The organism is Paraburkholderia sp. BR10141 (assembly GCF_056155635.1).
On record NZ_JBMIQH010000004.1, the window covers coordinates 143,036 to 166,413 of the forward strand.

Below are 23,378 nucleotides of genomic sequence, written 5' to 3' on the forward strand. Positions count from 1 at the left end.
GCGGAGCATGTTTCGCTGACGTTCCATGAGGCGCGATGGTCAAGAGTCTGAATCGGCCAAGCGGTTGGGGCGCTTGTCGAGGGCGGATGCTAGGGAGCCGGAGGCTGGCACGCTCAACCGTGTCCCCGCAAGCGCGCTTGCGGGGACACAACCGGATTTGCTAGGGGGCGAGATGTTGGATGGCCGTGAGTTGGATCGGGCAATGGCGGAATATGCCGGGCAGATTGCCAGGATGAGGGAGTGCCTGAGGCGAAGCGGGCGAATGTGCAGTGATCGTGAGATTGCACTCGCTTGGGCGAGTTATTCCGATAGCGTGTGCGCGTCGTGGCTATTGCCGCCTGATGAGGACGACGCGTTAACCAATGCGTTGCTCGAGTATCTGCCGCGCGGCCGCTTTGACGACGCCACAGGTCATCACTCTGAATCCGGTGTCGCGCATTCTGATGCTCGAGAGTACAGGCCGCGCACCGTTTGCGAGTTGACTGCTTGTGCTTGCAGCCGCTGTGGTCGACGCCTAAGCATCGACGATCCTGACTGGCATGAGCGGGTCTCTCTCTCGTGGCGAGGCGGGTATGACTCACTATTTGGAGATGGCGTTGAGATTTCCATCGATCTTTGTCAGCAATGCGTGAAGGAGATATTGGGACCTTGGCTTCGGATTAGGCTGGAACGCTGATAGTTTTCCAGGTTCCACCAGAACGAGCGATAGCTAAGGTGAAACTTTCCAGATTCGCTGACGGAACTTCAAACGATTGCCTGAACTGTGGCGCTGGGCCAACCGTCACTTTCGGTTCCTGAATAGAAGGACAACGACCAATTTGATATGCTGGAAATTGATCAAGATTCCTGCTCGTCAATGTCTTCCTCTGCGCACTCGATCAATCCCTCCTGGTACTTGTGCCTCGGGATCGATATATAGTCAAGCGCGGATGCTGTGATCACAATCGTTCGGTGGTAACCCTCCAGCGGCAAGTAGATCGTATGGACCAACAGGTCATCATCGCTGTCCGAAGTGATCGGGCCGAAGACCTCGTACAGAATTTTGCTTTCCGACGCATATTCCCGGCGGGTTTGGCCCGACGAAAACTGCCAGCACACGTTTGTAGCCCGATCCATAAGTTCGGCAGCTTTCCCGGCACTCTCGGTCATCACCCTTTCGCGGTCTTCAGGTCTAACATGTCCATCAGCAATCAATTTGTCTAGGCGCTCCTCCGTCAAGCAAATCTGACTCAGAACCTCCTCGATCCTTCCTTGTTCAACTTCGCCTCCAAGCAGGTCCGGACACTCCTGAAATTCAACTATCCTCCAGAAATCATCATCCGGTAACAAGCCAAGATGATCTGGATATTCCTGACCATCGGGGCCATACGTGTCATACGCTTCGCTTGAGAAGTACACGTCCGCCACAGCGGCGCGCCGTATGAAGAGCTGCCGGTTATCCATTGATTCAGCGACGATGAATGTGCTTCTGCCGTGCAGTTGATTGAGCAAGCTGGAGCGCATTTCCTCTGTTACGGGAAGAAGAATTGGTGCGCCTTTGTTGAAATGAATGGCAACCTCTCCAAAATATGTTCTGTTGTCCTCAATGTCTGGATCGATTCCAAAGAGGTCAAAAGCGGGCGGCTTCCCCAGCACTTCGTCGACCGAGGTGCTCAGCACACGGGCCAGCTTCTTCTGCTTGGTTGCTGGTATTGCCGCGCTTCCTGATTCCCATCGCTGATAGTTCGGCTGGCTGACACCCATGGCGTCAGCCACTTCCTTCTGGGTCATCCCGGCTTTCAGCCGCAACCGCTTGAGGACCGGAGAACTCATCGCTGCCTCCTTAGTGAATATACGTATAATTTATACATTTTTGTATATATGTCAAGGCGACCCGCTCCGGGTTCGTGTGCGGTTGCGCATCCATCGGTCACAGGTCCAGTAACGGACTGACCGGACCTGCACTGGAAACGGAGCCGATGGCTGTAGGGACTTTCACGCCGACTGAGGACGAACAGAAAAGCCTCCGCCAGGAAACCGATGGGCACTTTTTTGCTAGTCTTTCAGTTCGCATACTCCGATTGAAACACGCCCAGATGTCTCATACCGAAACCAGCCAAACTCTGAAGACCGACATCCAAACGGTTACCCAAATTCCCTGTCAGAGATGCACAGGCAAAACTGACCATTCCATCCTCGTAGAACTTGATGTACGCACCGAGTACACAGACAACGGATTTACCATTGACTTCTATGAGGGAAACCAGATTGCCCAGTGCCAAGGTTGCAAGAGCGTGACCTTTCGGAGACTCACTTCCAACTCTGAGGACTTCTACAGAGACCACGAGGGTGAGCAGCACTACGATGAGCGCGAGTCCCTCTATCCACCGCGCGCTGAGGGCCGACAAGGTATAAACGATGGCATCTGGTTTCTTCCCCACGCGATTCGAAGCCTCTACGAAGAGACCTTTGCGTCAATTGCCAGTAATCACCCGATACTTGCAGGGGTTGGGCTTCGCGGTCTTGTGGAGGCCGTCTGCAAGGATCGGAAGGCTGAGGGAGACAACCTCCACGCGCGCATCACCGACCTTCAAAGAAAGGGAGTACTGACTCTTGGCGGTGCGGAAATCCTTCACCAAATTCGGACGTTGGGCAATGCAGCAGCGCATGAAACGAAACCCCACGATGCAAAACAACTTGCTCTCGCGATGGATGTGATTGAGCATTTACTGGATGAGGTATACATCCTCCCGGCGCGCGCCAAAGCTGAGTTCGAGAATCGAAAATAGTGGCGCTGCATATTTCCGCTGACACCTTTCCGCACAGCCGAAGCAACTTTTAGACCGTTGCCATCACATTCTCCGGCGCCATAGGGCTCCCCAAATCCTAGACATTAAATGGCGGTTTTCAACCGCCCCGCGTAGAGTGAGTGCGGACTTAGTTTAGAAAGGGTGTCCATGTACCCTTCGCGTGTGTGAGTGCCTGCGTGCAGGCGACCTGCGACAGGTCGGACATGCACTTCGGGCAGGAAGGTCAGGCCGAGCAGGGCGAACGACGCCGACGACGATCACCGTCACGAAGCCGGCGACCTGCACTAGATGCAGCCACGGATGAGGCCGATATACTGTGAAGCAAATCCGACATAACGACGGGGAGGCAGGGGAATGGCATGGAAACAACCGGGGTTTGCTTTTGACTACGTGGCCGGATACTGGCGCATAGGTGAGCAGGGCCGACGCCCGACGCGTCATGACGAAGATTGGATCGAGCCCGTGCGCCTGCGCATCAAGGACGAGATCTTCGACTACCAAGACGCCTACACTCGGGTGTCGGCAGGGCGCTTCACGTTCGCCTGCTGCATGAATCGTGTGCCCCCGCTTGTGCGCACACGCGCGGCGACGATGGGAGGCTGACTATGACGCCCACCCTCAAGAGGATCGTAATCGGCGCATGTATGGCCGCCGCGGCGCTGGTACTGTGGTTTTCGTGGATGTTCAGATATGAGCCGCTCAGTACGGGCACGGCAGCGGTGTGGCTCTGGGATCGCTGGGACCATACCGTCTGCTTCACGTCGTTCAACCGCGGCAAGTCCGGTTACGCCTTGTCGCCCGGCGCGGAAGTGATCGCCTGCAGCGGGCACGAGATGTCGGGGCAGTGAGCAGGCTACGCGCGATCTTTTGGAGCCGCGCTCAGTCCGATTCCGGAAGACGATGCGGCGTTCTCCGTCGGCGTTCCAACCTGTATTGGCTTCTCTCTAGACGGCCCGCAGTTGCATTCGCGTACTGCAAGCCGTGTCACCCGAAAAGTTACGAGCCCTGCAGATCGTCCGGCCTCATGCTCTGCAAATCTCTTTGACTGTCGTGGCTGAATACGTCTCGGAATAGAAGGGTATTGCGGCCGCGTCAAAGTCGCATATCTTTTTGAGAGCTCAACGTCTTAAGCTTTAGAAGCCAAAAGAATCTCAACGAGTCGTTTTTCCCCGGCCTTGAAGAGTAGATAGAACGTCGACCAAAGGACGCCTGCTAGCAGCGTGGAAAATAGGAAGGCGGTCCAATCCTCAACACTATGGTGTTGGTGGATGTCGTTGAATGCCACAACAAGTTCCGTGAACGGCTTGGCGAGCACCGCCGATAAGAAGAACAGCGCAGCGGCTGCACCGGTCATTCGGATCCAGATGCCGACTACGCGCACCCGCGAAACGCGACTATTCGAAGGAGACACAGCGAGCGAGATTGACGTGCCTGAGTACGGAGTCCGTAGCGGGAAGCTAACGCCAACGCGAAATATCCGGGTTTCATATTTAGCCAGTTCCCAGTCGTGCTTTAGTAGTAGAACCATGCGCTCCTCGATTTCATCAAGACTCCGCGATTGCTCTGCTGTTGCGAAAACCTCCAAACTGCGAACTGCGTCGAGTAGCGCTTGGTCCTCTGAATCGGAAGGATTTAGATGTAGTGCGAGCTGGTTTCTCGCCACTCGGATTGCGTCCCCGTCACCGCGCCGTACCGCTATGGTTAGGTCTCGAGCGAGTGAGAGTAAAGTCTGTCGACGATTAGCATGCTGTTTGATTGCGTTTTCGGCTAGTGCGCTACGTCCCGAGAAGTAGAGTGTGGCGAGGCACGCCGAAATGGAAGCCACGACGGTAGAGGTGAGTACGAGCGCGAGTGATCCAAAAAAATCCATGCGTTTCCTCTATTCTTAAACAAAAAGCATTAAGTTGATCCAGCGACTGTAATCCTAGCAAGACGAATTTACGCGTCGACTCAAGTTTCTAGGCTACGTGACGTTAATGAATGTCATATCGAATTGTCGACGATTCGAGAGCGGAGCACGAGTTTGAGTGCTTGCGTTCCAATGGCAATCATAGGTCCCTACGACGGGACGCGCGGCACTCCAACTCGTACGATGCCGGTCTAACAATGAAACTGGAGCTATCAACCTTGAAACAGCGGCCGCGTGGTCCCGTGTCGTTTATTAGCACACTTGAGGCGATTGGGCGAGCACGGACTTCAGTCACAACGAGACTTCTCGACTTGTTCAGCCACAGAAATCTTCGGCAAATCTCGCTCGGCCTAGAGTGCTTGATCGTGCCTGCCTTTGTCACAACCATTTACTGGATTGCGTTGTACGTTCCTGGTCAATCCCTCGCTCTGCGGCGTGCACTGGCGCCACTCTTTTTGCCTAAAACCATTGACGCCTACAGCGGCGATCAGGGCGGATTCCTTGTCGAGCCGTGGCAAGCAGTCGTCTGGATCACGACGAACCTGCTGTATCTCGTCATGATGTGGACGTACTTTCGACACCGATTCGACGAACTTCTGGCAAACAGAAAGCCGGCAGATAGCGAGATGCCAATCACTTTGGGCACTGGTGCGGTCTTCATTGCAGCAGCAGCGGAAGTCATCTTTATCAGCCCGCTAATCGGATTGCTGAACGGACCAGTCATAACATTCTTCGTTGCGGCGCTGGCAACTTTGGTTACGCTCACCCTATTGCGCATAAGCTTTTCTTCCAACGGAGCTCTTAACTTCTTACAAATAGTAGGATATTTCGCTGCGGTTGCGCTGCTAGTTGAACGATCTGTAGCTCTGTCGACTGATTCTTTCCTGGCAACCGCTGTGCTTGTGACTGGATATGTCTTCGTGCGGCATGCGAGATATCGCACTCCCGTGGAGGCGTTCGTCGTCGTGGGCGCCCTAGCCACTTTGTTCTTTGGTGTACTAATGAGCCCGGCAGCGCGTCCTAACGACTACGTGACCTGGTCATCCGCGTGTGCACTGACAACACTATTGCTTCTTCCGGCGGTGGCTTCTGTTGTGATCGTTAGGATCTTGAGAAATCCGTTCGACAATTGGCGAAAACTGTTCGTTCTGGAGTTTGTCGTTCTCACGTTTGCCTACCTAGTACTGCGAGAATACGATTCAATACTCGTACTATCTAGTGTTCCAATTTTGCTCGGAATTGCTACAGTAATAGCATTGCTGCTTAAGATTTCTGTCGGAAGGTACGCCGTACTGAAGCCAGTCCTTTTGCTACTTGTCTTCGCCTTCGTCGCGCGTTCATTTCTCGGCTTGGATCCGACCTTTGTTAAAAGGTCGGCGAGCGTCGATTACCGAAACTACAATCTACCGCCTGCTGATAGCTTGCTCGACTACTACCGAAAGTGGGACCGAGTTCATGAGGGTGGACACGATGCTCCCGTCATCCTCGTCGCAGCAGCCGGCGGTGGCATCCGTGCCGCTCTACACACCTCATCAAGTCTAGCTTACGCGGATGCGCAATCCGACGGTAAGTTTGGGGAGCGGGTATTTGCGATAAGTGCGGTTTCGGGCGGAGCGCTTGGAGCATTGATTTGGGAAAGTTCGAAAAGCGAAAAGTTTCCCGTGTCCCGAAGCTCAGACAATAGTTCGATTGGCACCCCTAGGCTGGCCGCTACAGTCAAGTTCTTTTCGACTGATTTCGTTTCCACATCCGCCAATCGGCTTTTGCTGCGCGACCTACCCTATGCGTCGCTGCCGTATCCCGCAATCGATGCGACTCGCGATGAGGGGCTGCGCAACTCATGGATTGATGCATGGAAAGAGGTCGAAGCGGCTAACCACGTAAAGGCCGATGGCGGCAGGTTCATTGCCCCGTTCGCAATGGCTACGCGCACCGAAGGACAATCTCCGGTACTTATTTTTAACTCTACCTCTGCTGCCGATGGTCAGCGCGTCATCCGGTCGAATATCCCCTTGGCTCTACCTGTGTCTCCACTCTTGCGGATCTCGAGCGAAGGCGATGCGGTGAGACCTGCGATCGGCTCCTTTGCTCCTGCAACATCACGGTTTGTGCCGTCGTTGGATCCGAACGTACGAGGGGTTGATGCGGCATACGACAGCGCTAGGTTTCCCTTGGTTAGCAGTGTGGGGTTCGTGTGTTCCGATACTCAACTGCAATACGCAGCGAGGAGTACGCCCCCGCAGGATTGTGCAAACAATGGCATGCCCTACAATCACGAAATTTCGATCACTGATGGCGGTTATGCGGACAATTCCGGAATGGCAACTGCGCTCCAAATAGCCGGCCGTCTTCACGACTTCGGAGTGGATTGGAAGCGCATTTTCATCGTTTTCATATCCAGCAATCCCACCGAGGGGCTTGACTATGAGGAGGGCGGCCGCTTCGATTCTGGCCGCCTCACAGCTAGTCTTCTCGCCCCGCTATCAATGATGGAAACAGCTCGCTCGGGTCGTGCAACTTCGATTGTGCAGTCGGCTGAGGGAAAAGATCAGGCTCCGACGATCGTCGAATGGGCGCTTTCAAGAGCCAATCGAAGCAATCTCGCAGCACCCGATCGCCCTGTGAAGGAAGAGAGCGCCGAGTCAAGGGGGGGCTACTTTTCGCAATTCCCTTTCTACAGTGCGAACGTGGCGGCGAAAGATAAGGAAATGATCGAGGAGATCAACGCGCAGGATTTTCCTCCTCTCGGCTGGACGCTTGACACGACGGCTGCGAACGGTATAAACATTTTTGCGTCGAGTCATACGAGGTTTAACCGGTCCAGCTGCGAGGCGAGATATCAATCGGACAAAAGCTTATGTGAGAAAGTGTTCCTTGCTTCTGGACGCTAACTCGCGAAACGCAAACCGCTAGTTCGGGACAACTAGGCGTGTCCGCGCTGAAATCAGCGCGGACTACGGACGCAGGCCGTATCCCTGACATCATCGCGCAGTTATGGTTGCCAGCTTCGGATTTCGAAGGGTGATCTGAGAAATGCGTCTACGGTACGGACGATATCGTCGAAAGACTCAAATTCCTTGAAATGACCGCGGACTGACCGGATGGGGTCTCGTTCCGGCCGGCAATCAATCTACGCAGCGACTGGAAGTTGCTGCTGGTCCAAGGAAACCGTGTCGACTATGGCTTGAAATTCCGAAAGCAGGTCAGGATAGTTCTGCTCAAGATGCAGCTTGACAGCGGCGTTATCAAGAAGCTTGCAAAGGTAGCTCTTCGCTAGCACCAAATTCAGCACATCTTGGCCATACGTCTGCTCCACGAGTTTGTACTGAACCTGGAGATTACCCATTTCCCGCTCCATCTTGCCCATTTGCTCGGGAGTCACACCGGTAAGCTTGGGGGGCTTCCTTCCTTCTAGCAGTCTCGATGCCGGCGTCGCGACGAGGAGCGCTTCTGCATAGGTGACAGTGACGTTATTAGCTGAGGTCATCAACTCAACACATTCCACTTGGCGTGTCGGCTTCATCCTGCGAAGCACTCGGACAAGTTCAGGCGAGAACTGCCGATCCCCAAGCAGTTCGACCGCCTCTGCGCAAATGCCATCGAGAAGCGACATCCTCTTCAGAATTTGCGAGACATCTACGGCGAGCGCTTTCGCTAGCTTCTCGGGCGAGACACCGCGCTCGACTGCGCGCCGGATCATGTAGTGTTCCTGGATCGTTGACAGCCGGTTAATCCGGTTGTTGTAGGTGTAGCTTTCATCGTCCGTGGAAATAAGGCAGCTTGCAGTCGTGAAACCGAGCTCCTGCAACGCGATCAAGCGCAGATGGCCGTCGAGCAGCACATACTGCCTTGAAGTCTCATCAGCTGCTGTTACTGACAGGGGCTCGATGAGTCCGATCTCCTGAATCGAAGTCCGGATCTGCTTGAATTTTCTCGACTCGACGACGCCGGCTGGCGTGCGGCGAGACGGGAGTATGTTGATCACTGGGACTGACAGCGGCTCTGGAATGAAGCCGAGCGTTACGCCTGCCATGGCGAACTCCCGGATGGCCAGACGCGTTCCGCGAGGTATTTGGGCAGGGTGGCGAGACCTTCGGCTCGCAACAGATTGACGAAATTGTCGTCCGCGAGCAATTGTCGAAGGGCGCCGACAACGAACAGCAAGCGCTGCTGGGTGAACTCAGCTTTTCGGACCATTGCCTTCTGACGCGTCACCTCATGCTGGTAGGACCGCACCAGGCTCGATGTCGTGACGCTTGTTATGTTGCGCGACATATAGCGACTGGCGTCTCGCCCGAGTGTCTTTCTACGCTCGATCACACGACGGGCGTCCATCAGCTGTTTGCCTCGCAGCTTGCCGGATTCGTAGGCGTCTTGAAGAGCATTCTGGATTGCTTCATCGTCGTCGCCGGCGCCAACGATGGAGAGTGCCGCGGTCAAGGGAATTTGCCCTTTCTCGACCGCAATCACCAGCCGTTCCTCGCCATGATGCAGCAGGGTCAGGATGCCCTGTACGTACTGCGGTGCGAGGCCGGTCTTCTCTGCGATCACTTTTGTTGTGTAGCCACGCTCCTGCAGTTGTCGGATGCCAGCAAGCCGCTCGAGTGGTCTGCATTTCCGCCGAGCTATGTTCTCTGCGAGACTCATGACGAATGCGTCTTCATCGCTCACAACGATGACGACTGCGGGAATCGTCGTTTCACCAAGCGCGCGGAACGCTTTGAGTCTACCTTCGCCGCATACAAGCAGGTATCTTTCGATTCCGTCTGCAGTTGCCCGCGGCGTCACCACGATTGGCTTTTTAAGGCCAATTGATTTGATGTTGCCGACGATATCCTGAAAGATGCGATCGTTGCGCTCGCGCGGGTTGATGACTTCGATTTGCTCGATCGATATCATCCGGACTTCGCCTTTCTGGTTATGCGGAGTCATGCCGCTCTCCTCAGTCGCGCCCGCTGTGCCATCCCGTACAGATACTCGAGCGTCTCGAACCGATAGCTCTCGAACTCTATGGGATTGTGATCGGCAAGGCGAATACGGGGCTGACAAAAGTCGAGCCGCGGGAGCAGGTAATAATCGAGCGCGGACATATTGTCATGGTCGAGCCTGACCGCGACAGTGATATCAGGCAACAGGCTGGTGTCGAACCTCACCTTCCAGTGGTTGCGCCCGTTGCAATGACACTGGCACCGGGAAAGCACGATGGAGGTGGTGAACTCGGCGTTGACGGTCAGAACGTCCGTCGCCGGATCCCGAACGACGCTTCCGCCGAGGTCGACGATCTTCTTTTCGGTTTCGGCAACGATCTTCGGGTGAAGCTGCCGGAGAAAGCGATTTGTTTCCACATACTGGTAGTCGCGTCCCGGCGTGAAGCCGACGGTCTGATACGCTCGGAAGAGGCTGCCAAACCGGTATGCGTACACTGAAGAGGACGGCATTCCCTCGGTTTCGTCGATTACGACGCCGGAGAGAAATCCGCGGCTTCGGTAAAGACTGCGCAGACGCTCAATCAGCTCCTCCGACGAATAGCGCCGGGCGCGCGCCCGCATGATGCCCTGCGCTGTATAGAAGGTTTCGCTTGGCACGATCGACTGGAAGGCTCGTTCCTTGCGGATCCACATTTCGGGTGGGTTGGTGATCCGGGTCTTTTTGAGTTTGAACGACACGCGGTTGTAGACGTTGTTTCCGATGTATTTCTCGTTGGTGAGCACCTCCCTCACGGTCGCGCGCGTCCACTGCCGGTCTAGATCGGTTTTGATCCGCATGTCATTGAGGCGGGCGGCAATTTCGTACTCATTCAACGACCCATCGATGAACCAGTCGTAGATGAGGTTCACGGTCCGGACTTCGCTTTCGGGCCCCGGCATCAGGATCACGCGATCCGTCTGCAGGCTCTTGTGGTCGCCGCGTTCAAGTTCACCTTTCATCAGGCCGTGTTGATCGACCAGCACGCGCCGCAGGCCGTATCCGGCCGGGCCGCCTTGCCGGAATCCGAGTTCAATCAGTCGGCACTGGCCGGCAAAGACCTTCGCGGAGAGCTCGCGGCTGTATTCGCCGGCCATGGCGCGCTTAACGCCCTTGACGATCGTTGAAACCGGCGAACCGTCGTTTTCGAACTGTTCCGCGCAGTAGGCCACCTGGATGCCGGCGCGTCGGCAGATGTACTCGTAATACGCGCTCTCGTCGGCGTCCTGGAAGCGCCCCCAGCGGCTAACGTCGTACACGAGGATGACCCGATAGTCGGCCGTACCGGTCTCGACATCGTGAAGCAGGTTCTGCAGCGCCTGCCGCCCATCAATGCGCAGGCCGCTCTTTCCTTCATCCGCATAGGTGCGAACGATCTCGAGCCCGCGCCGCTCTGCATACTCGCGAATCTTGTCGCGCTGGTTCTCCGTTGAGTACTGCTGATGTTCCGTCGACATGCGGACGTACTCGGCGGCACGCAGAAAAGGCGTCTGCGTGGTATCTGCGTCGACTGTGCGATCGAGCGTCACGGTCCTGCTCCAGCCAGCTTTGACGAAATCCCAGTCCCCGCTGTTTCGCACGAGCAATTCTCGTGTGTGAGCAACGAGGCAACCAAGGGACCAGGCCTATCGGTTGTTCGCGGGTACGAAGTGAAAGGTAGCAGGCGCGAGAACCAAATCGATCAAGTCATCTCTTTGCAATTACGGCACGGCAGCCCTCGGAGCCGACAGCACGGCGATGTGGACAGTCCACGCGTTCATCTTTGCAAGGCCCGCCTCGACGGCGCCACGCAGAACGTAATAGCCGGATGCGAGGGGCCGGAATGGCTCCGACGCGTCCATCTTTGCAACTGGCTGGAAAATTCGGCCGGCACCCCTCTCGCGCTGCAAGGCGCGATTGCGTTCGGTGTACGCCGGATGTGTCGCTCGATACTGGCGCCAGTAGTCGGCGTGACGGGCGACCCAGCTGGCCTGTGCGCGCGCCTGATTGTCGCGATAGTCGGGGTCGGTGCGAAGACGCTGGCGCTGCCATGCGCGCCGGCGGGCGCGCTGACAGCTCGCGGACGAGCAGTAACGCTGATGGGGGACATGCGGGAGCGGTGTGAATGCCGCGCCGCAGGCAGCGCAGGTTTGAGCCGATTTCATGACCGGCCTCCGGGCAATCGTCAGGGTTGGCGGCGTCGGCTCAAATCTGCGGGAGATTGGTCAAGCATCGGTCGCCGCAGCCGGATTGAGCCTTGAGCGCCGTGTGGAGATTGTCGCGCTTCTGGCGCTGACGATGCGCGGGTGTCATGGATGAGGGCGATCGAGCGGTCGACGGGTTCGTGGAAAACTCCGATAAAACAAGAACCTGTCATGCCATTTCGGTTCACGCGCAGTCAGTCAAAACAAAGTGCAACGAATTCCGGCACATCTGGACAAACTGCAAATTTTTGGTTCTACGCGTCAATTTGAGATCCGTTGGATCCCTTGTTCCGTCGTAGTAGGGGTGCAAAAAGAAGGTTCCAACTGAGTGCAAGAAAATGCTTCGTGTCTCACGCAGTATTCCGCAAACCCCGCGCCCCGTAAGGCTCGCGGGGTTTTTGTTTCCATTTCGGGATCGTGGTTTCCATTGACAGCCGGGGGCATTTCGGCGCAGGTTTGGGGGCATCGGGCCATTTTTCGCCGTCAGCGAGAATTTATGCCCCCACGGACCGGGAGTGCGCTATGCCCCTAACGGATCTGGAAGTGCGCCGCGCGGCAGCCAAAGAAATGACGTACCGGATTTCGGTTGGACGCGGGATGTATCTGGAGATTTCGCCATCCGGCGGCAAATACTGGCGCCTCAAGTACCGGTTCAACGACCGGGAAAAGCGACTGGCATTGGGAGTCTATCCGGACGTCACGCTCGCGCACGCTCGAAGAAAGCGTGACGAGGCTCGCGCGATGCTCGCGGACGGCGTTGATCCCGGCCAGGCCAAGAAGGACAAGAAGCGCATGGCGCGGCTCAACGCGGCCAATACGTTCGAAGCAGTGGCGCTGGAGTGGTTCGAAAGCCAGGCACCCACTTGGGCGCCGAGCCATTCGGAAAAAATCATGGGGCGACTCAAGAAGGACGTCTTTCCGTGGATGGGCCCTCGTCCGATCGCGGATATCACTGCCCCGGAAGTGCTCGAAGTGTTACGCCGGGCCGAAAAGCGCGGGGCGCATGATACCGCGCATCGCATCCACTAGAACTGCGGACAGATCTTCCGTTTCGCGGTTGCGACCGGCCGTGCACTACGTGACGTTAGCACCGACTTGCGTGGGGCGCTGCGGCCAAACCGGCATACCCATTTTGCTGCGATCACGGATCCGGCGAAGGTCGGTGAGATGCTGCGCGCTTTCGACAGTTTTTCGGGCACGTTCGTCGTGCGAGCCGCTCTGCAGCTTGCGCCGCTGCTGTTCGTGCGTCCCGGCGAGCTGAGGCAGGCCGAATGGAGGCAGTTCGACATGCAGCAGTATGAGTGGCGCTACACGGTTTCCAAGACGAAGACTGAGCATCTGGTTCCGTTGGCCACGCAGGTGGTTGAGATACTGAAAGAGCTGCAGGCGCTGACTGGGCAATGGCGCTATGTGTTTCCCGGGCGCGATCGCAGAAAACCTATGAGTGGAGCGGCGATCAATGCCGCGCTCCAACGGCTTGGCGTCGATCTGGCGAAGCTACCATCGAAGCTTGAAGTCGTCCAGTTTCTCAAGCGCGCGTTCGAGGCACTCGGCACCGAGGGGAAACCCGACAAACTCGAGAAAGCGGTCGAATTGATGTGGGCCGAGTTTGACGGACTGGATCACGAACAGATCGCCGAGCGCCTGCCGGACGCTGCCTGGAGAGGAGCCGTCAGACTCAACCTCTGTGGGAGCGACGAATGAGCCTGCCTGGACCGACCCGAAAGTCTGCGCCAAGCGTGGGTCGAAAAAACGACGGCCCAGTCGAGCGGTTCGAAGAGGGTAACTATGTGCTTGCTGCGTCGGTTTTCGATACGTTCAATCCCGACCAGCTTCGACCACTCGATGTCGTGTCGCTCAGGCAGGAATCCGTACGGCAGCCCGAGCGTGAGTTCGACAATCTGATCTCAAACGCTATCGTTACGCAAACGGGCGATTCAAAGTTTGAATGGCGGCTGGGTGATGAGATTCGCAAGCGTGCGATCGCCTAGTCAAAGAAGCTTCGCCCAGACTCGAGCAAGCCGTATTTTTGGACGAGTTGCATTGGGGCAGATAGATTTGTGCGGGCAAGCGCCGTAAGGTGCCGATGAACAATATTATCTTGGGGGAGACCGTCTTGTATTTTATCGATGGGTACATCGTTGCCAATTGCGACAAGCGAGTCGCCCAGCAGCATGAATCCTTTGCGTTCCAGCAATCGCTTCCAGTTCAGCAAGAAGCCAATAGTTGTGGTGTCATCGAATAAACCGACAGCTTCTGCTGATGCTGTTAGCTCGGCCCATTCGGCGTACCGGGGATGCCCTCTTCCGACAAGTAGCTCTTTTCTGTGCAATATCGGCGGGTTGAGTGACTCGGCATAGTGGCGGACTGAGGCTGGCGTGGTCGCACCCTTCGGAAAGATCCATGATGAGCTAAGCGATGGGAATGGGTCGTCGAAAAACTGCGGATAGGACAGAAGCGACACCCGGCCGGTTCTAAGGTTGTACTTAGCAACGTTTGGTGCCTCGTCAACCGTAACGGGCATTGAATGGAGTGCTGCCTGAATTCTTGATCTAATTACCTCATCTTCCAATTCGGTCAGTACGGATACCGCAAGTACAGTTCACGTGCAAGAAATGACCCGCCGCTTTACCCCTGGCTCAAGCTTTCTGGCCGATGGCTCGAAGTCGCAGGCTTTGAACCAGGCCAGCGCGTCCGAATCACGGTCGAAGACAAAAGGCTTGTAATCACCCCAGACTGACGCGCCCGTCAGGCCAAAGCCCGCACCAAACAAAGAAGGCCACGAACCACACGGTTCGTGGCCTTCACGCCTTCTGCAGCATCACCACCAAATCTTTTTTGAAAGACTGGATCCACAAATCCACTTGGAGTAATCTGCGCCAACGACTCAGCAACCGCAATGGCATCCTCCCGCACCGCACAAAACGGATCAAGCGCACAAAAATGCCTGCCACCAGCGTCCGCAACACCGCCGGCCTAGCCTTAACCGCCGAGGAAGAGGCCTACCGCTTCCTGCTGGAGGCCATCATCGAAGGCCGATACGCAGCAGGCCAGCGCATCGTCGCCGAGACGGTTGCAGAAGAGCTTTCAATGAGCCGCATGCCTATCCGCGCGGCACTGAAAAGACTTCAAACCGAAGGCCTGATCATCCAGCGCCCCAACCGCGGCGCCATCGTCCGCGGCCTCACAGTAGAAGAAGTCCAGGACATCTTCGACATGCGCATCGCGCTCGAATGCCTGGCCATGCGCGTCGCCGCCCCCCGCTGCACTGAAGCGCATCTCACGAAGCTCCAACGCCTGCTGGAAGACATGGACGCCTGCGTAGGCGACACGGACACCTGGGTCCAACGCCACTGCGCGTTCCACGAATACCTGTGCGAAATCAGCGGCCGCACGCGCCTCTACCAGCAAATTCACTCGCTCTACACGCTGATCGAAGGCCCCATGCGCTTGTGGATCGAGCAAGCCACCTTCAGACGCAAACGCGCGCGCGACGCCCACCAGATCCTCATCGACGCGCTGCGCACCCGCGACCCCGCGCAAGCCGAGCAAGCGCTGCGCGAGCACCTCGAATCAACCGTTCCCCAGATCATCAAGTTCCTCGAATCGCCCGCGTCGCGAGCGTAACGCGTCGGCGTCCTAACTGTCGTCGTACCTCACGCAGCTCACACCAGGAGCCTCTCGATGTCAGCAAAACAGTTCAAGCGTCTTCGTCTCGCCGCCTGCGCAGGCTTTGCGCTCCTCGCGCAGGTTGCTGGAACTTCCGCGGCGCAGGCCGCCGATCTGGGTCTCGTGAAAGGCGGCACGCTCACCTACTGTTCGAGCATGGACGCGCCGCCGCTCGCATCCTACGACGAGAATCAGCAGCCGCGTGGCTTCTCCGTCGACGTCGCGCATGACGTCGCGAAGCAGCTCGGCAATCTCAAGGTCGAGTGGAAGGTCATGTCCTTCAGCGGGCAGATTCCGGCGCTGCAGGCGAAACAATGCGATCTCGTCATCGGCCAGCTCTTCGACAAGCCCGAGCGCCGCCAGATCATCGACATCGTCGACTACATGTATTCGAGCCAGTCGATCATGGTGCCGCGCGGCAATCCGCATCACGTGCGCTCGCTCGACGACCTTTCTGGCATGAAGGTCGCGGTGCTCAACGGCACGACCATCAGCACGCTGCTCGACAAGGTAAACGAGAAGCTCAAGGCTGCGGGAAAGCCGCCCATGAACATCGTCGTCTATAGTTCGGATGCCGATGCATTTCAGGCCTTCCGCCTGAATCAGGTCGACGCCTACGGCACCACCTCGGAAAGCGCCGCGCACTTCCAGCAGGTCTCGGGCGACATGTTCGAGGAGGCGGTGCCCGGTTTCAATCGCATCGCGACCGGCATTGGCGCGCGCAAGGGCGAGCCGCTTTCGCCGGCCGTGGCGAAGGCCGTGGCCGATCTCGTGAAGAGCGATCGCTACGGCAAGATGCTCGCCACCTGGAAGCTCGAAAACGATCGCCTTTGAGCGTGGAGTGACGCCATGAATTTCAGTTGGGAAATCTTCCGGAAATTCCTGCTGGACCCAAGCCCGGCGTATCTGCACGGCTTGTGGCTCACGTTCTCGATCAGCGCCTGCGCGATCGCGTTCGGCGCCTCGCTCGGCCTGATCGTCGCGCTCATGCGGCTTTCGTCGAGTCTGCCCGTGCAGTATCTCGCGCGCGGCTATATCTGGGTCATGCGCGGCACGCCGTTGCTCATGCAGATCGTGTTCCTGTACACCGCGTTTGCCGCGGCGAACATCTTTCACTTTCACGATCTCGACTTCGGCATCATCTCGCTGCCCGGCAATATTCAGGCAGCCGTGCTCGCGCTCGGCATGAATTCGGCGGCCTATCAGGCGGAGATCATTCGCGCGGGTTTGAGTTCGGTGGATCGTGGGCAGTATGAAGCGTCGCGCTCGCTTTGCATGACTTCGGTGCTGCTCATGCGCCGGGTCGTGCTGCCGCAAGCGTTCCGCGTGATCGTGCCGCCGCTCGGCAACGAGTTTAACGTCATGCTCAAGAACACCACGCTCGTGAGCGTGATCGGCGTGCCGGAACTGCTGCTCAGCACGCAGATGATTACGTCGGTGAACTTCCGCGTGTTCGAGCTGTATCTCGTGCTCGGCATCTACTTCCTCGCGCTCACCACGCTCTGGGGTTTCGTGCAGCGGCGGCTCGAAGCGCATTTCGGCCGCGGCGAGGCGAAGCCGGCTGCGAATACGCGTCTGTTCGGCGCGCAAACGATGAAACTGCTGCGGGGGCGTTGACATGAACGAAGCACGCGAAATTGTCATCGAGGCGTCGGACATTCACAAGTCGTTCGGCTCGACCAAGGTGCTCAACGGCATTTCGTTGAGCGTCGCGAAGGGGGAAGTGGTGGTGCTGATCGGCTCGTCGGGGTCGGGCAAGACCACGTTCATCCGCTGCCTCAATCTGCTCGAGTCGTACGACAGCGGGCGGGTGCGAGTGAACGGCCATCTGCTCGGCTTTGTCGAACGCCCGAACGGCACGCTGGTGCGCGATTCGGCGCGTCAGCTCGCACGGCAGCGCCGCGATATCGGCATGGTGTTCCAGCGCTTCAATCTGTTTCCGCACATGACGGCGCTGGAGAACGTGATCGAGGCGCCTATCCATGTGCTGAAAATGCCGCGCGAAGAGGCGATCAAGCAGGCAAAGGCGCTGATCGCCCGCGTTGGTCTTGCCGATCGCGCCGACCACTATCCGTCGCAGCTTTCCGGCGGCCAGCAGCAGCGCATCGCCATCGCCCGCGCGCTTGCCATGCAGCCGAAGGTGCTGCTCTTCGACGAGCCCACCAGCGCGCTCGATCCGGAAACCGTCGGCGAAGTGCTGCAGGTCATGAAGGAGCTTGCGGAAGACGGCATGACGATGGTCGTCGTTACGCACGAAATGGGCTTCGCGCGCGAGGTGGCCGATCGCGTGGTCGTGCTCGACCAGGGCGAGTTGATCGAAGAGGGGCCGCCCGAGCGCATCTTCACCGCGCCTTCGCATCCGCGTACGCAGACGTTCTTGAAGCGGACGTTGCGAACGGCCATGCCTGTTTCTGCGTAGGCAATAGCCGCAATGCTGCATCAGCTGAAATAAAACATCATCAGGACACCAAAGAGGAGAACGCTTCGATGCGTAACTTCGAAACGCCGGGCCGCTCGCTCGTCATGGCACGCAACGGCATGGCGGCGACTTCGCACCCGAGCGCGACGCTCGCCGCCGTCCAGATTCTCGCCGCCGGCGGCAACGCCATGGATGCCGCGATTGCCGCGTGCGCGGTGCAGTGCGTGGTCGAACCCGGCTCGACGGGCGTAGGCGGCGACTGTTTCGCGCTCTATTCGCGCGGCGGCACCGATGGCGTGATCGCCTACGACGGCTCCGGCTGGGCCCCCGCGGCCGCGAGCGCCGAGCGTCTGCGCGCCATGGGCGTGGAAACCATCGCGCGTCATTCGCCGCACGCGGTCACGGTGCCGGGCGCGGTGGATGCATGGACCACGCTCCATCGCGATCACGGCCATTTGCCGCTGCGCGACGTACTGGCTTCGGCCATCCGTTTCGCTGAAGAAGGCTACGCCGTCGCGCCGCGCACCGCCCACGACTGGGCGGCAGAAGTGGAAACGCTCTCGCGCGACGCCGTAGCGCGCACCACCATGCTCGTGGATGGCGCTGCGCCGCGAGCCGGCTCGACGCACCGTCAACCGCGCCTCGCGAACACGCTGCGCGCCATCGCCGAATCGGGCCGCGACGCGTTCTACTGCGGCGCCATCGCGGCCGATCTCGTCGCGCAGCTTCAAGCGCACGGCGGCTTGCACACGCTGGACGATTTCGCCGAATTCCGCGGCGAATACGTCACGCCGATCCGCGCGAAATTCCGCGGATACGACGTGATCGAATGTCCGCCGGCAGGGCAGGGCGTCATCGCGCTGCTGTTGTTGCGTCTGCTCGACAAATACGACGCCGAAGGCAGCCCGCTCGACGCCGATCGTCTACATCGCGAGATCGAGGCGGCGAAGCTCGCCTACGCCGTACGCGACGCCGTGCTGGGCGACCCGCGCCATGGCGGCGTCGATGTCGATCGCCTGCTATCCGACGACTATGTGGACGAACTCCGCAGCCGCATCGACCTCGAAAGCGTTCTGGACCCGGCCGCCGCGCTTACCCAGGTCGAGCACCGCGACACGGTCTACATCACCGTCGTCGATCGCAACCGCAACTGCGTGAGCTTCATCAATTCGTTGTTCTATCCATTCGGCAGCGGGCTGATGGGCAAGGAATCCGGCGTGATGCTGCACAACCGCGGCATGAGTTTCTCGGTCGCGCCAGGACACCCCAACGCGATTGCGCCGCACAAGCGTCCGATGCACACCATCATTCCCGGGATGGTCGCGCGCGACGGCCGCGTGCAGATGAGTTTCGGCGTGATGGGCGGCCACTATCAGGCCATGGGCCATGCGCACTTCCTCTCGAAGGTGCTGCATTACGGCCTCGACATGCAGGCGGCGATGGATCTGCCGCGTGTCTTTCCGCGCCCGGGCACGGGCACCGTGGAAATCGAATCGACCCTGCCCGCCAACGCGCGCGCGGTGCTCGCGGATCGCGGCTTCAAGCTCGTGCCCGCTGCCGGGCCGATTGGCGGTTCGCAGGCGATCCGCATCGACTGGGAGCGGGGCGTGTTGACCGGCGCGTCCGATCATCGCAAGGACGGCTGCGCGCTCGGGTATTGAGGCAGCACACGGTCGGAAAGAAGGGGCGCGAGCGCCCCTTTTTCTTTACTGCTGGATTTCGGCTTCGACGAGCTTCGCGAGCAACGCCAGCGACTCCTGCCAGCCCAGATAACACGCCTCGACCGGAATGATCTCCGGTATGCCTTCCTGCACGACGGTCATTTCCGCGCCGAAGAACACGGCGCGCAGCTCCACGGTCGTCTGCATGGTGCCGGACAGGTGCTGATCCTCGAACACACCGGTGTATCGCAAACGCTCGTTCGGCACGAGCTCGAGATATTCGCCGCCGAACGAATGACCGTGGCCGGCCGTGAAATTCTTGAACGACATCCGGTAGCGGCCGCCGACTTTCGCGTCGAGTTCATGAACCGTGCAGGTGAAGCCGTTGGGCGGCAGCCATTTCACGACTGCGCTCGCATCGAGAAAGGCGCGATAGATGCGCTCGGGCGGCGCGCGCAGCACACGATGCAGGCGGACGGTGTTCGATGCCATGTCTAAGCTCCAAGGGTGGTGGATCGCCCTGCAATAGTAGGCCACCCGCCCGGGACCCATCGCCTAAACTTCCCAATACCGAATCAATACCGAACACCTGGCCGCATACCCATCGGCCGGATAGCCCGTAGCCGCTAACCCGCGGCACCCGGAGGTCACCATGAGCGCTCAACCGCTTGCGATGCATGAGGTCGACTACGAAGGCTTCGAGATTCACGTCAGCGCCACGCCAGCCGAGGAAGGCGCGAACCGCTACACCTACACGGCCTACGTTTGCCATCCCGGCGCGAATCCCGCGAAGCCGGGCCATACGGTCACGTATCACGCGGATGGCGACGAAACCTGGCGCAGCGAGCAGGACGCCACCGAAGAGGCGGTCCACGTGGGCCGCAGCATCATCGACGGCACGCACCCCGATCTTTCCGTGCTCTCGCTCGTGACCCACGGCTTCTAGGCCCCGCGAGTGAGCCGCCTTCGCGCGCGGCCTGCGCCAATAAAGCGGGCCGCATGCGTCGCGAGAGGGAAGAGGAAAAAGGCCCGGACCGCAGTCCGGGCAAAGCCACCGGATTTCCGGCGGCGGAGGTTTTCGTGGGCGTGCCGCTTATTTCCGCCGCGCGCATTGCACGGGCGGCGCAGAAATGAACGGCGGGCCCGCTGTCTCCCAATCGGGAGAGCGGGCCCGCCAGGCGTTGCTCGCGTAGTGCGCCGGCACTACGTGTGAGCCGCGATTACTGGCCGAAATAGGTCGGCTTGATGTTCGGTGCGCGGGTGCCGGTTTGGGCGCTGCCGTTCGTCGATGCGCCGTAGGCCGTGGCTTCTGCAGCGCCGTTCTGCTGGGCGACGCGCGCCTCGGCAGCCTGCAGGTCTTCCGGATAGTACGGGCTCGACAGATTCGGGCGGTAGCCGGCCTTTTCCAGTTGAACCAGTTCGGCGCGAACTTGAGCGCGCGTCACGGGCGCTTGCTCAGCTTGTGCGAACGACAGGGCCGGAGCGGCGAGGACGGTAGCGGCGAGTGCAGCAGCAATCAGTTTCTTCATGGTAACAACCTCCGAAAATTATGTTGTCGATCCGTAACAATCGTGCTGTTCGAACCGTTGATGACACTTTATTGCAGCGCACTTCAAAGAAAAATACCGCAATCCAGCAAACATCATTACCGTGATTGCAATAATTCCGCCGATCAGCGGCGCTTCGACCGGGCTGGTCGCGCTCTGGTGAGGCAAAATAGGGCACCCAGGGCCGCGCGTTGCGACGGCTACGCAGCCGATCGCTTGCTGCGAAACCCATTTCGAAGTTCAAGGAGAAACGCGATGAAGAACTCTCTCGGCCGCCAGGCGCTGATTGCCGCCGCGCTCGCGGGGCTTGCGACGGCCGGCGCGGGCGTGGCCCGCGCGGACGACACCGTGAATTGCTACGGCGTCGCCAAGGCCGGCCAGAACGATTGTTCGAGCAAGACCGGCGTGCACGACTGCGCGGGTCAGGCCAAGGTCGACCATGACAAAGGCGACTTCAAGACCATGCCGAAGGGCACGTGCGAGAAGCTTGGCGGCACGGCCGAAAAATGAGCCTCGCGGCTGAGGCGGCGCGCAAGGCAGGACGCGCAAAATGAGCGCGCCAAATGCACTCAGTGGCGTGGGCATCGGCCTGCGTCACGCGCACTACGAGGCCTTCATGGCCGGGCCCCCTGCGGTCGACTGGATCGAGGTCCACAGCGAGAACTACTTCGGCGAAGGCGGCTACGACCTGCACGTGCTCGAAACGATGCGCCGCGATTTGCCGGTGAGCCTGCACGGCGTGGGCCTCGGGCTCGGCTCTGCCGCGCCGCTCGATACGGCGCATCTCGCGAGGCTCGCGCGGCTCGTGGAGCGCATCGACCCCGCTGTGGTTTCCGAGCATTTATGCTGGGGCGCGAGCGCGCAAGGCGCGCTGCACGATCTGCTGCCGATGCCGCTCACGCAAGCCTCGCTCGATCACATGAGCGCGCGCGTCTCGCAGACGCAGGACGCGCTGCGCCGCACCGTGCTGATCGAAAATGTTTCGACCTACGTACGATTTCGCGGCGATACCTGGAGCGAGGCGGAATTCCTCGCGACGCTCGCGCAGCGCACGGGCTGTGGCGTGCTGCTCGACGTGAACAATCTGTACGTGAATCAATGCAACCACGGTGAAAATGCACTGGCGGCCATGGCCGCACTGCCGCCGGAGATCGTCGGCGAAATCCATCTGGCAGGGCATCGCGCGACGCCCGCCGCCGTGATCGACGATCACGGTTCGCGCGTCGCGCCGGCGGTCTGGGCGCTGTACGAGGCCGCGCTCGAACGCTTTGGCGCGACGCCCACGCTCATCGAGTGGGACACGGCGGTGCCGGCGCTCGAGGTGCTGCTCGACGAGGCGGGTCTCGCGCGCGAACGCTGCGCGAAACATGCGCGTCAAGCATCGGAGCTGCGCTCATGACTGCGCGCAACACACTGGAAGCGACGCAACGAGCCTTCGCCGCCGCGCTGGACGATCCCGCCGCCGATGCGGCGCTCGCCCACGAACTGCTTCCCGCCGATGCCGCGCTGCTGCACGAGCGCGTGGGCCTGTATCGCGGCAATGGGCGGGCGGCGCGGCGGCTTGCGCTTGCGAACGCGTATCCGGTGCTCGCGGCCCTGTCTGGCGAGGCCTGGTTCGATGCGCTCGCGCTAGCCTACGCGCGCGCGCATCCTTCTCGCGATGCCGATCTGAACCGCTTCGGCGCGCGACTGCCCGAATTCGTCGAGCGCTACGAGACCGACGCACGCTATGCGTATTTCGGCGATGTCGCGCGACTCGAATGGGCGCTGCACGCAGCCAGTTGCGCGGCGAACGCTACTCCGCTCGACGCGCAGCAATGGCAAGCGCTCGGCGCGGAGCGTCTGGCGCAAGCGCGTCTCGCGGTGCATCCCGCCTGCGCGGCGCTCGCGTTACGTTTCGATGTCGTGGCGATCTGGCGGGCGCACCAGCCGGGCGGCGTCTGGCCCGAGCGCGTGGACATGCCGTCGTGGACGCTCGTGGTCCGGCCGCAATGGCGGCCCACGCCGCTCGTGCACACGCATGCCTCCCACGCGGCCTTTGTGGCGCTGCGCGACGGCGCCACGCTCGACGATGCGCTTGCACAAGCCTTCGACATCGACCCGGCTTTCGACTTCGGCGGCCAGTGGCGAGCATGGATCGAGGCGCGCGCAATCGTCGGCGTGCGAGACGACTGACCCTGCAGCATGACAGGCGCAAACGAACTCACACGATAAAGCAGAGGAATCCAAACTAACA

26 protein-coding genes are annotated in these 23,378 nt (G+C 59.4%); 17 read left to right on the forward strand and 9 right to left on the reverse strand.

Going from position 1 to position 23,378, the window contains the following annotated elements; translation table 11 throughout:
* Positions 1 to 837: 837 nt before the first annotated feature.
* Positions 838 to 1,812, reverse strand: a complete 975-nt coding sequence (locus ACOJB8_RS07195) for a helix-turn-helix domain-containing protein (RefSeq protein ID WP_475011800.1) — start codon at positions 1,810 to 1,812, stop codon at positions 838 to 840.
* 146 nt (positions 1,813 to 1,958) lie between these two features.
* Here ACOJB8_RS07195 and ACOJB8_RS07200 point away from each other — a divergent pair, with 146 nt between their 5' ends.
* The 3 genes from ACOJB8_RS07200 (at position 1,959) to ACOJB8_RS07210 (ending at position 3,637) form a co-directional block, all read left to right on the forward strand.
* Positions 1,959 to 2,768 carry a DUF4145 domain-containing protein gene (locus tag ACOJB8_RS07200; protein ID WP_475011802.1) on the forward strand — a complete coding sequence of 270 codons (810 nt, stop codon included), beginning with the start codon at positions 1,959 to 1,961 and terminating at the stop codon, positions 2,766 to 2,768.
* Positions 2,769 to 3,143: 375 nt separating this feature from the next.
* Complete coding sequence (locus tag ACOJB8_RS07205; protein ID WP_475011806.1) at positions 3,144 to 3,392, forward strand: hypothetical protein; 249 nt, start codon at positions 3,144 to 3,146, stop codon at positions 3,390 to 3,392.
* Between the two features lie 2 nt (positions 3,393 to 3,394).
* Complete coding sequence (locus ACOJB8_RS07210) at positions 3,395 to 3,637, forward strand: hypothetical protein (protein WP_475011810.1); 243 nt, start codon at positions 3,395 to 3,397, stop codon at positions 3,635 to 3,637.
* Positions 3,638 to 3,915: 278 nt separating this feature from the next.
* Here the strand turns inward: ACOJB8_RS07210 and ACOJB8_RS07215 are convergent, their stop codons facing one another.
* Positions 3,916 to 4,143 carry a hypothetical protein gene (locus ACOJB8_RS07215; RefSeq protein ID WP_475011814.1) on the reverse strand — a complete coding sequence of 76 codons (228 nt, stop codon included), beginning with the start codon at positions 4,141 to 4,143 and terminating at the stop codon, positions 3,916 to 3,918.
* A 920-nt stretch (positions 4,144 to 5,063) separates the two neighbouring features.
* Between ACOJB8_RS07215 and ACOJB8_RS07220 the strand changes: the two genes are divergently transcribed.
* Positions 5,064 to 7,589: a hypothetical protein gene (locus ACOJB8_RS07220; RefSeq protein WP_475011817.1), complete on the forward strand. Its 2,526-nt coding sequence runs from the start codon at positions 5,064 to 5,066 to the stop codon at positions 7,587 to 7,589.
* A gap of 239 nt (positions 7,590 to 7,828) precedes the next feature.
* Here ACOJB8_RS07220 and ACOJB8_RS07225 read toward each other — a convergent pair whose 3' ends face one another.
* The 4 genes from ACOJB8_RS07225 to ACOJB8_RS07240 form a co-directional block, all read right to left on the reverse strand.
* The gene (locus ACOJB8_RS07225) at positions 7,829 to 8,731 is read right to left on the reverse strand and encodes a plasmid partitioning protein RepB C-terminal domain-containing protein (RefSeq protein WP_475011821.1); all 903 of its coding nucleotides are present in this window, start codon (positions 8,729 to 8,731) and stop codon (positions 7,829 to 7,831) included.
* A complete protein-coding gene (locus tag ACOJB8_RS07230) occupies positions 8,719 to 9,630 on the reverse strand; it encodes a ParB/RepB/Spo0J family partition protein (RefSeq protein WP_475011824.1) in 912 nt (303 codons plus the stop codon). The genes ACOJB8_RS07225 and ACOJB8_RS07230 overlap by 13 nt, the downstream gene beginning before the upstream one ends.
* Entirely contained in the window at positions 9,627 to 11,192 is a 1,566-nt protein-coding gene (locus ACOJB8_RS07235; protein ID WP_475011828.1) for a recombinase family protein, read from the reverse strand. The genes ACOJB8_RS07230 and ACOJB8_RS07235 overlap by 4 nt, the downstream gene beginning before the upstream one ends.
* A 171-nt stretch (positions 11,193 to 11,363) precedes the next feature.
* Positions 11,364 to 11,807, reverse strand: coding sequence for a hypothetical protein (locus tag ACOJB8_RS07240; protein WP_475011831.1), 444 nt, complete (start codon positions 11,805 to 11,807; stop codon positions 11,364 to 11,366).
* Between the two features lie 561 nt (positions 11,808 to 12,368).
* Here ACOJB8_RS07240 and ACOJB8_RS07245 point away from each other — a divergent pair.
* The 3 genes from ACOJB8_RS07245 (at position 12,369) to ACOJB8_RS07255 (ending at position 13,837) form a co-directional block, all read left to right on the forward strand.
* A complete protein-coding gene (locus ACOJB8_RS07245) occupies positions 12,369 to 12,875 on the forward strand; it encodes a tyrosine-type recombinase/integrase (protein WP_475011833.1) in 507 nt (168 codons plus the stop codon).
* A 66-nt stretch (positions 12,876 to 12,941) separates the two neighbouring features.
* Positions 12,942 to 13,550, forward strand: coding sequence for a tyrosine-type recombinase/integrase (locus ACOJB8_RS07250; protein ID WP_475011836.1), 609 nt, complete (start codon positions 12,942 to 12,944; stop codon positions 13,548 to 13,550).
* Complete coding sequence (locus tag ACOJB8_RS07255; RefSeq protein ID WP_475011839.1) at positions 13,547 to 13,837, forward strand: hypothetical protein; 291 nt, start codon at positions 13,547 to 13,549, stop codon at positions 13,835 to 13,837. Before ACOJB8_RS07250 ends, ACOJB8_RS07255 begins: the two co-directional genes overlap by 4 nt.
* On the opposite strand, the gene ACOJB8_RS07260 is transcribed toward ACOJB8_RS07255, so the two are convergent.
* Complete coding sequence (locus ACOJB8_RS07260; RefSeq protein ID WP_475011840.1) at positions 13,834 to 14,370, reverse strand: hypothetical protein; 537 nt, start codon at positions 14,368 to 14,370, stop codon at positions 13,834 to 13,836. The two genes, ACOJB8_RS07255 and ACOJB8_RS07260, sit on opposite strands and share 4 nt — an antisense overlap.
* 39 nt (positions 14,371 to 14,409) lie before the next feature.
* On the opposite strand from ACOJB8_RS07260, the gene ACOJB8_RS07265 reads away from it, so the two are divergent.
* The 6 genes from ACOJB8_RS07265 to ACOJB8_RS07290 all read left to right on the forward strand — a co-directional run bounded on the left by ACOJB8_RS07265 (position 14,410) and on the right by ACOJB8_RS07290 (position 19,595).
* Positions 14,410 to 14,586: a SymE family type I addiction module toxin gene (locus tag ACOJB8_RS07265; RefSeq protein WP_475012076.1), complete on the forward strand. Its 177-nt coding sequence runs from the start codon at positions 14,410 to 14,412 to the stop codon at positions 14,584 to 14,586.
* A gap of 98 nt (positions 14,587 to 14,684) precedes the next feature.
* Entirely contained in the window at positions 14,685 to 15,473 is a 789-nt protein-coding gene (locus tag ACOJB8_RS07270) for a GntR family transcriptional regulator (RefSeq protein ID WP_475011842.1), read from the forward strand.
* Positions 15,474 to 15,530: 57 nt separating this feature from the next.
* The gene (locus tag ACOJB8_RS07275) at positions 15,531 to 16,349 is read left to right on the forward strand and encodes an ABC transporter substrate-binding protein (RefSeq protein WP_342949598.1); all 819 of its coding nucleotides are present in this window, start codon (positions 15,531 to 15,533) and stop codon (positions 16,347 to 16,349) included.
* A 15-nt stretch (positions 16,350 to 16,364) separates the two neighbouring features.
* Positions 16,365 to 17,132, forward strand: a complete 768-nt coding sequence (locus ACOJB8_RS07280; protein WP_475011848.1) for an amino acid ABC transporter permease — start codon at positions 16,365 to 16,367, stop codon at positions 17,130 to 17,132.
* A gap of 1 nt (position 17,133) precedes the next feature.
* Positions 17,134 to 17,934 (forward strand): amino acid ABC transporter ATP-binding protein, encoded by an 801-nt coding sequence (locus tag ACOJB8_RS07285; RefSeq protein ID WP_475011852.1) that lies wholly within the window; start codon positions 17,134 to 17,136, stop codon positions 17,932 to 17,934.
* Between the two features lie 68 nt (positions 17,935 to 18,002).
* A complete protein-coding gene (locus ACOJB8_RS07290; protein WP_475011855.1) occupies positions 18,003 to 19,595 on the forward strand; it encodes a gamma-glutamyltransferase family protein in 1,593 nt (530 codons plus the stop codon).
* Between the two features lie 45 nt (positions 19,596 to 19,640).
* On the opposite strand, the gene ACOJB8_RS07295 is transcribed toward ACOJB8_RS07290, so the two are convergent.
* Positions 19,641 to 20,087 (reverse strand): SRPBCC family protein, encoded by a 447-nt coding sequence (locus tag ACOJB8_RS07295; protein WP_069265180.1) that lies wholly within the window; start codon positions 20,085 to 20,087, stop codon positions 19,641 to 19,643.
* Between the two features lie 160 nt (positions 20,088 to 20,247).
* Between ACOJB8_RS07295 and ACOJB8_RS07300 the strand changes: the two genes are divergently transcribed.
* A complete protein-coding gene (locus ACOJB8_RS07300; protein ID WP_475011860.1) occupies positions 20,248 to 20,541 on the forward strand; it encodes a hypothetical protein in 294 nt (97 codons plus the stop codon).
* Positions 20,542 to 20,815: 274 nt separating this feature from the next.
* Here the strand turns inward: ACOJB8_RS07300 and ACOJB8_RS07305 are convergent, their stop codons facing one another.
* Complete coding sequence (locus ACOJB8_RS07305; protein ID WP_368682723.1) at positions 20,816 to 21,124, reverse strand: DUF4148 domain-containing protein; 309 nt, start codon at positions 21,122 to 21,124, stop codon at positions 20,816 to 20,818.
* Between the two features lie 273 nt (positions 21,125 to 21,397).
* Between ACOJB8_RS07305 and ACOJB8_RS07310 the strand changes: the two genes are divergently transcribed.
* Genes ACOJB8_RS07310 through ACOJB8_RS07320 form a run of 3 tightly spaced genes read left to right on the forward strand, consistent with a single transcriptional unit; the run spans position 21,398 to position 23,317 of the window.
* Positions 21,398 to 21,652, forward strand: a complete 255-nt coding sequence (locus ACOJB8_RS07310; protein ID WP_069265177.1) for a BufA1 family periplasmic bufferin-type metallophore — start codon at positions 21,398 to 21,400, stop codon at positions 21,650 to 21,652.
* A gap of 40 nt (positions 21,653 to 21,692) precedes the next feature.
* A complete protein-coding gene (bufB, locus tag ACOJB8_RS07315; protein WP_475011867.1) occupies positions 21,693 to 22,541 on the forward strand; it encodes an MNIO family bufferin maturase in 849 nt (282 codons plus the stop codon).
* Entirely contained in the window at positions 22,538 to 23,317 is a 780-nt protein-coding gene (locus ACOJB8_RS07320; protein WP_342949592.1) for an HvfC/BufC family peptide modification chaperone, read from the forward strand. Before bufB ends, ACOJB8_RS07320 begins: the two co-directional genes overlap by 4 nt.
* Positions 23,318 to 23,378: the final 61 nt, after the last annotated feature.